This is a genomic window from Brachybacterium sp. HMSC06H03, from assembly GCF_001807385.1.
Classification (GTDB): Bacteria; Actinomycetota; Actinomycetes; order Actinomycetales; family Dermabacteraceae; genus Brachybacterium; species Brachybacterium conglomeratum.
Map to the genome: position 1 here is coordinate 1 of NZ_KV788744.1, position 6,541 is coordinate 6,541.

A 6,541-nucleotide genomic window follows, 5' to 3' on the forward strand; every position below is an offset into this window, starting at 1 on the left:
GCTGAGCAAGCGCTACGGCGCCCGCGCCGCGGGTCGCTCAGGCCTCGAAGGCGCGGGTGAGCAGATCCTCCTGCTCGATCTTGTGCGTGGAGGTCGAGCCGGTGGCCGGCGAGGCCGAGGCCGGACGGGCCACGACCCGCAGGGTGCGCCCCACCTCGACGGCGAAGTTCATCGCCATGAAGCTCCAGGCACCCTGGTTCTGCGGCTCCTCCTGGACCCACACCAGCGGCGCATCAGGGTAGGCGTCCAGCGTGGTGCGCAGCTGCGCCTCGGGCAGCGGGTAGAGCTGCTCGACGCGGACGATCGCGGTGTCGGTGGCTCCGAGCTTCTCGCGGCGCGCCACGAGGTCCCAGTACACCTTGCCCGAGGCGAGCAGCACGCGGCGCACGCCGGCCGGGTCCACGGTCGTGTCCGGCAGGACCGGCTCGAAGGTGCCGGAGGTGAAGTCCTCGACCGCGCTGACGGCCGCCTTGTTGCGAAGCATCGACTTCGGGGTGAAGACGATCAGCGGCTTGCGCGGCTCGGTGAGCGCCTGCTTGCGAAGCAGATGGAAGTAGCTTGCCGGGGTGGACGGCGCCGCGACCCGCATGTTCTCCTCCGCGCACAGCTGCAGGAAACGCTCGATCCGGGCGGAGGAGTGGTCCGGCCCCTGGCCCTCGTAGCCGTGCGGCAGCAGCATGACCACGCTCGAGTTCTGGCCCCACTTCTGCTCGGAGGCGGAGATGAACTCGTCGATGATCGTCTGGGCGCCGTTGACGAAGTCGCCGAACTGCGCCTCCCACAGCACCAGCGAGTTCGGGCTCTCCACGGAGTAGCCGTACTCGAAGCCCAGCGCCGCGAACTCCGAGAGCGAGGAGTCGTAGACGTTGAAGCGGGCCTGGTCGTCGCTGAGATAGGACAGCGGGGTCCAGGTGTCGCCGTGCTCGTGGTCGATCAGCACGCTGTGGCGCTGCACGAAGGTGCCGCGGCGCGAGTCCTGGCCGGCCAGGCGCACCCGGTGGCCCTGCATCAGCAGGGAGCCGAAGGCGAGCAGCTCGCCGTAGGCCCAGTCGATCCCGCCCTGCGAGGACATCTGCGTGCGGCGCTCGAGCACCTGGCGCAGCTTGGGATGGACGGTGAAGGACTCGGGGACCTCCGCATGCGCCTGCCCGATCCGCTCCACGACCGATGCGTCGACCGCGGTGACGGCCTGCTCGGGCGCGTCGCCGCCCTGCTGCGACTCCGGCAGGTCCAGGCCCTGCACGTTGGCCTCCGCGGGCTTCGCGGAGCCGGCGTCGGAACGGGTGGAGGCGAAGGCCTCCTCGAGGTGCTCCTGGAAGTTGCGCACCAGGCCCTCGGTCTCCTCCTCGGTGAGGTCGCCGCGCTCGACGAGGGTCTCCATGTACTGCTTGCGGGTGGAGACCTTCTCGTTGATGAGCTTGTACATCTCCGGCTGGGTCATCGAGGGGTCGTCGCCCTCGTTGTGGCCGCGGCGGCGGTAGCAGACCATGTCGATGACCACGTCGCGGTGGAACCTCTGGCGGTACTCGAAGGCGATCTCGGCGACCCGCACGCAGGCCTCGGGATCGTCGCCGTTGACGTGGAAGATCGGCAGCTGGGTCGACTTCGCGACGTCCGTGGAGTAGAAGGACGAGCGCGAGGAGTCCGGCAGCGTGGTGAAGCCGATCTGGTTGTTGATGATCACGTGGATCGTGCCGCCGGTGCGGTAACCGCGCAGCTCGGAGAGGTTCAGCGTCTCCGTGACCACCCCCTGGCCGGCGAAGGCCGCATCGCCGTGGACGAGCACCGGCAGCACCGGGAACTCCTCGGGACGCTCGAGGCGGTCCTGCTTGGCGCGGACGATGCCCTCGAGGACGGGGTTGACGGCCTCGAGGTGCGAGGGGTTGGCCGCGAGGTAGACCTTCGTGGACTTCCCGTCGTGGGAGGTGTAGGTGCCCTCGGTGCCCAGGTGGTACTTCACGTCGCCGGAGCCGAGCTTCTCGCCGTAGTTGCCCTCGAACTCCTGGAAGATCTGGCCGTAGCTCTTGCCGGCGAGGTTGGAGAGGACGTTCAGGCGCCCGCGGTGCGACATGCCGATGGCCACCTCGTCCAGACCCTCATGGGCGGCGCCGTGCAGCACCGTGTCGAGCATGGGGATGACGGCCTCGCCGCCCTCGAGGGAGAACCGCTTCTGGCCGACGAACTTCGTCTGCAGGAAGGTCTCGAACGCCTCGGCGGCGTTGAGGCGGTCCATGATGTGGGTCAGCTCTGCCTTGTCGAAGGGCTTGCGCGGGGTCTCCATCCTGTGCTGGATCCAGGCGCGCTCCTCCGGGTCGGAGATGTGCATGTACTCCACGCCGATGGTGCGGCAGTACGCATCGCGCAGCACGCCGAGGATGTCCCTCAGCGTCATCTGGTCCTTGCCGCCCACGCCGCGGGTCGGGAAGGTGCGGTCGAGGTCCCACAGCGTCAGGCCGTAGGTCTCGACGTCGAGGTCCGGATGGTTGCGAACCTTGTACTGCAGCGGATCAGTGTCCGCCATGAGGTGCCCGCGCACGCGGAAGGAGTGGATCAGGTCCATCACCCGGGCCAGGCGCTCCGAGGTGGTGTGGCGGAAGGGGTTGTCCGGCACCCAGCGCACGGGCTGGTAGGGCAGGCGCAGCGACGCGAAGACGCGGTCGTAGAAGCCGTCCGTGCCCAGCAGCTTGTCCGCCATCCGCTTGAGGAACTCGCCCGAGGCGGCGCCCTGGATGATGCGGTGGTCGTAGGTCGAGGTCATCGTCATGACCTTCGAGACGGCGAGCTCGGCGAGGGTCGCCGGGCTCGCACCCTGGAACTGGGCGGGGTAGTCCATCGCGCCGACACCCACGATGACGCCCTGGCCCTTCATCAGGCGGGGGATCGAGTGGACCGTGCCGATGCCGCCGGGGTTGGTCAGCGAGACCGTGGTGCCGGTGAAGTCGTCCATCGTCAGCTTGCCGGCGCGGGCCTTCTTGACGACCTCCTCGTAGGCCTTCCAGAAGCCGCGGAAGTCGAAGCGCTGCGCTGCCTTGATGTTCGGCACCACGAGGCCGCGGGAGCCGTCGGGGCGGGGCATGTCGATGGCGAGGCCGAAGTTGACGTCCTCGCGCTTGAGCAGGAGCGGCTTGCCCTTCTCGTCGACGTCGAAGCCGTTGTTCATGTCGTTGATCTCGGTGACCGCCTCGACCATCGCCCAGCCGATCAGGTGGGTGAAGGAGACCTTGCCCGCGCGGTGGCGCTTGAGGTGGTTGTTGATCACGATGCGGTTGTCGAACAGGAGCTTGACAGGCACGTCGCGCACCGAGGTCGCGGTCGGGACGGTGAGGGACTCGTCCATGTTCCTCACGACGGCGGCGGCCGGGCCGCGCAGCTTCGTGGGCTCCGGCTCGTGCAGCTCGACCGCGGGGATCTGCGCGGTGGTCGTGGGGACCTTGGCCGGACGGTCGGAGGTCGTGGAGACCGCGGGAGTCCTCGCGGCGGGCGTCGAGGTGGCTTCGTTCACGGCGGGGGATTCCTTCGGGGGCGTCGAGGCGGCCGACGGGGCGGCCGGGGAGGAGGGAGCGGGCGTCGGCGACGCGGCCGGAGCAGGGGCGGGAGCCTCGTCAGCGGTGTCGTCGGGGACGGCCGCGGCGGCGGGCGCCGCATCGGGGGTCGAGGGAGGAGCCGCCGCGGGCGGCGTCGTCGCCGTCTCGGAGGTCTCCGGGGTCGGGCCGGGAGCGTCGGGGGCCTCGGTGCGTGCCGAGCTGGTGGAGGCGAAGTGCTCCGCCCAGCTGGGGTCGACGCTCGAGGGGTCCTCCCGCCACTGCTCGCGGAGCGCGTCCACGAGCCACTGATTGGGGCCGAACTCCGCGGAATCGGAGTCCTGTGTCTGCTGTGACACTCTGAGATCGCCAGCCTTCTCACAATCGAGAGATACGGATGGCTCCAGCGTAACGGCCCGCGGATCCCAGCGCGCGCCGCGGCGCAGGTCGCGCGCGGCTCGGGACGCCGGTGGTGGGGGACATCACGCCACCGGGCCGGGATCGGGGATCACGACCCGGATCAGGGAGGAGCGCCCCTCCTGCGCACCGGTGCTGCGGGGGTCGTCCAGCACCTCGATCGTGCCGCCGTGCAGGCCCACCGCCCAGCGCGCGATCGCCAGGCCCAGGCCCGTCCCGCCGGAGGAGTCCGCGGCTCCGCCGCGCTGGAAGCGCTCGAAGACCCGGTCGCGGTCCTCGCGCGCGATGCCGGGCCCCTCGTCGTCGACGTCGATCCGCACCCCGTCGTCCTCCCCGGTGCGGGAGGCGCTGATGTGGATGCGTCCGCCGGCGGGGGAGTGGCGGGCGGCGTTCTCCAGCAGGTTGTGGATCACCTGGTGGAGCCGGGCGGCGTCGGCCGCGACGGAGAGGTCCGGCGGGTCGACGTCGACGATCCAGCGCACGTCCCGCCCTCCGGCGGCGAGGGCGGCGGCGTCGACGACCTCGTGGAGGAAGGGGGTCAGCTCGACCTCCTCGAGGTCGAGGTGGATCACCCCGGCGTCCAGCCGGGAGAGGTCCAGGAGGTGGTCGACGAGCTGGGAGAGCCGCTCGGTCTCGGTCAGGGCCACCTCGAGCGCGGCGGGATCGGGCTCGGTGACGCCGTCGACGAGGTTCTCCAGCTGGGCGCGCAGGCCCGCGACGGGCGTGCGCAGCTCGTGGGAGACGTTCGCGACGAGGTCCCGGCGGGTGCGGTCGGTCTGCTCGAGCTCGGCGGCCATGACGGAGAAGGCCTCGGCCAGCTGCCCCACCTCGTCGCGGCTCGTGGCGCGCACCGGTCCGCTGTAGTCCCCGCGTGCCATCGCCTGGGCGGCCGCGGTCATCTGCCGCAGCGGAGAGGTCATGCCCCGGGCGAGCAGCTGGGTGGAGACCAGCGCGGCGATCACGACCAGCGGCAGGGACAGCAGCGGCTCGATCCCGGCGCGGATGCTCACCTGCGTCAGCAGCGCCGCGACGGTCACGCTCACGCCCACCAGGATCCCGAGCTTGACCTTGAAGGAGCGGAAGCGGTCCAGCGGGCGCACGTCGAGCCGCTCGGGGACCCGGCGGCGGGCGTGCGCGGCGGGGGCCTCCACGCCTCCGGGGCGGGGCCCGCTCACGAGTCCGAGGTCGGCTCGTGCGGGGTGGGCATCGTGTGCAGGTCCGTCACGGCGCTCTCGGAGCCGGCGGCCGGGGCGTCCTCCTCGGGATCCTCCGGGATCTCGAGCGCGTAGCCGACGCCGTGCACGGTGCGCACGAGATCCGCGCCGAGCTTGCGGCGCAGCGCCTTGACATGGGAGTCGACGGTGCGGGTGCCGGTCGCGTCGACCCAGTCCCATACGTCCGCGAGCAGCTGCTCGCGGGTGAGCACGGTGCCGGGTGCGTTGGCCAGGCATAGCAGCAGGTCGAACTCGGTGGGCGTGAGGTGGGCGGGCACCCCGGCGCGCATCACCCGTCGGCCGGCGCGGTCGATCACGAGGTCCCCGAACTGCAGCGCCTCCTGCTTCTCCGTCTCGCCCGGTGCGGGCGGGCCCGCGCGGCGCACCCGGCGCAGCAGCGCCTTCAGCCGGGCGACGAGCTCGCGGATGGAGAAGGGCTTGGTCATGTAGTCGTCGGCGCCGACGCCGAGGCCGACGAGCATGTCGGTCTCGTCGTCGCGCGCGGTGAGCATGAGCACCGGGACCGGCTCGTCGGCCTGGATCCGACGGCACACCTCGAGCCCGTCGAAGCCGGGGAGCATCACGTCGAGCACGACGAGGTCCGGGCGCACCTCGGCGACGGTGCGCACGCCGGAGGGGCCGTCGAGAGCGGTGGAGACCTCCCAGCCCTCGGCGGTGAGCCGGTCGGCGATCGCGCGGGTGATCGTGGGCTCGTCCTCGATCACCACCACGCGCACGGGCGGGGAGTCGGCGGCTGAGCTGCGGTCCGGGGTCGACATGGGGCTCACTCTAGACGGCGTCCTCCGGGCGATCCCGGAGGCGGAGGGCACCCCACGACTCCTGCACAGGACCCCCACGGCGCCTGCCGGAACGCTCCGCGGAGGGCCGCGCGCACCCCGGGGCGTCCGCATCGCGGACCCCGAACGACCCGCAGGAGTGACGTGCGCCCCTCCCGGAAGGCCCTCCCGTCAAGATCTCCCCACCTTTCAGCCGACATGGCAAAAACTTGGCAATGACCCGGTCGCCTCGCTCGCCCGCCCCGCTGACCTGCACCTAGGTTGGTCGACGTTGTTCAGCGACGCGTACTTCCCCGTCCGGCGTCGCGCACGGGACAGCTGCCGTGCCGGAACGGATACACGGACGAGACACGCAGTCGAAACGGAAGAGGAACTCAGGTGGCGAATCATCGCTCTGACGGACGCGCCACGGTGCGCAAGCACCGTGCAGTCGGAGGAACTCACCGCGACCACGCGCTGCCCACGGGTGCCGTGAAGGCGGGCGTCCTCGGCGTCCTCGCCACCGCCACCATCGCCGCTCCTCTCGCCGCCGCCGCCGCGGGCATCGACGAGGCCGCCCCGGCCGAGCCGATCGCTCAGGCCCCCGCCGCCG

General features: G+C 71.3%; 3 protein-coding genes and 1 pseudogene. 1 reads left to right on the top strand and 3 read right to left on the bottom strand.

Features of this window, described 5'->3' with window-relative positions; translation table 11 throughout:
• Positions 1-37: 37 nt before the first annotated feature.
• The 3 genes from HMPREF3159_RS06700 to HMPREF3159_RS06710 all read right to left on the bottom strand — a co-directional run bounded on the left by HMPREF3159_RS06700 (position 38) and on the right by HMPREF3159_RS06710 (position 5,931).
• Entirely contained in the window at positions 38-3,880 is a 3,843-nt protein-coding gene (locus HMPREF3159_RS06700; RefSeq protein ID WP_070500251.1) for a multifunctional oxoglutarate decarboxylase/oxoglutarate dehydrogenase thiamine pyrophosphate-binding subunit/dihydrolipoyllysine-residue succinyltransferase subunit, read from the bottom strand.
• A gap of 123 nt (positions 3,881-4,003) precedes the next feature.
• The gene (locus HMPREF3159_RS06705; RefSeq protein WP_070500252.1) at positions 4,004-5,113 is read right to left on the bottom strand and encodes a HAMP domain-containing sensor histidine kinase; all 1,110 of its coding nucleotides are present in this window, start codon (positions 5,111-5,113) and stop codon (positions 4,004-4,006) included.
• Positions 5,110-5,931 (bottom strand): response regulator transcription factor, encoded by an 822-nt coding sequence (locus tag HMPREF3159_RS06710; protein WP_070500253.1) that lies wholly within the window; start codon positions 5,929-5,931, stop codon positions 5,110-5,112. Before HMPREF3159_RS06710 ends, HMPREF3159_RS06705 begins: the two co-directional genes overlap by 4 nt.
• A gap of 396 nt (positions 5,932-6,327) precedes the next feature.
• Here HMPREF3159_RS06710 and HMPREF3159_RS16625 point away from each other — a divergent pair.
• Positions 6,328-6,541, top strand: a pseudogene (locus tag HMPREF3159_RS16625) (M23 family peptidase); the annotation flags it as partial.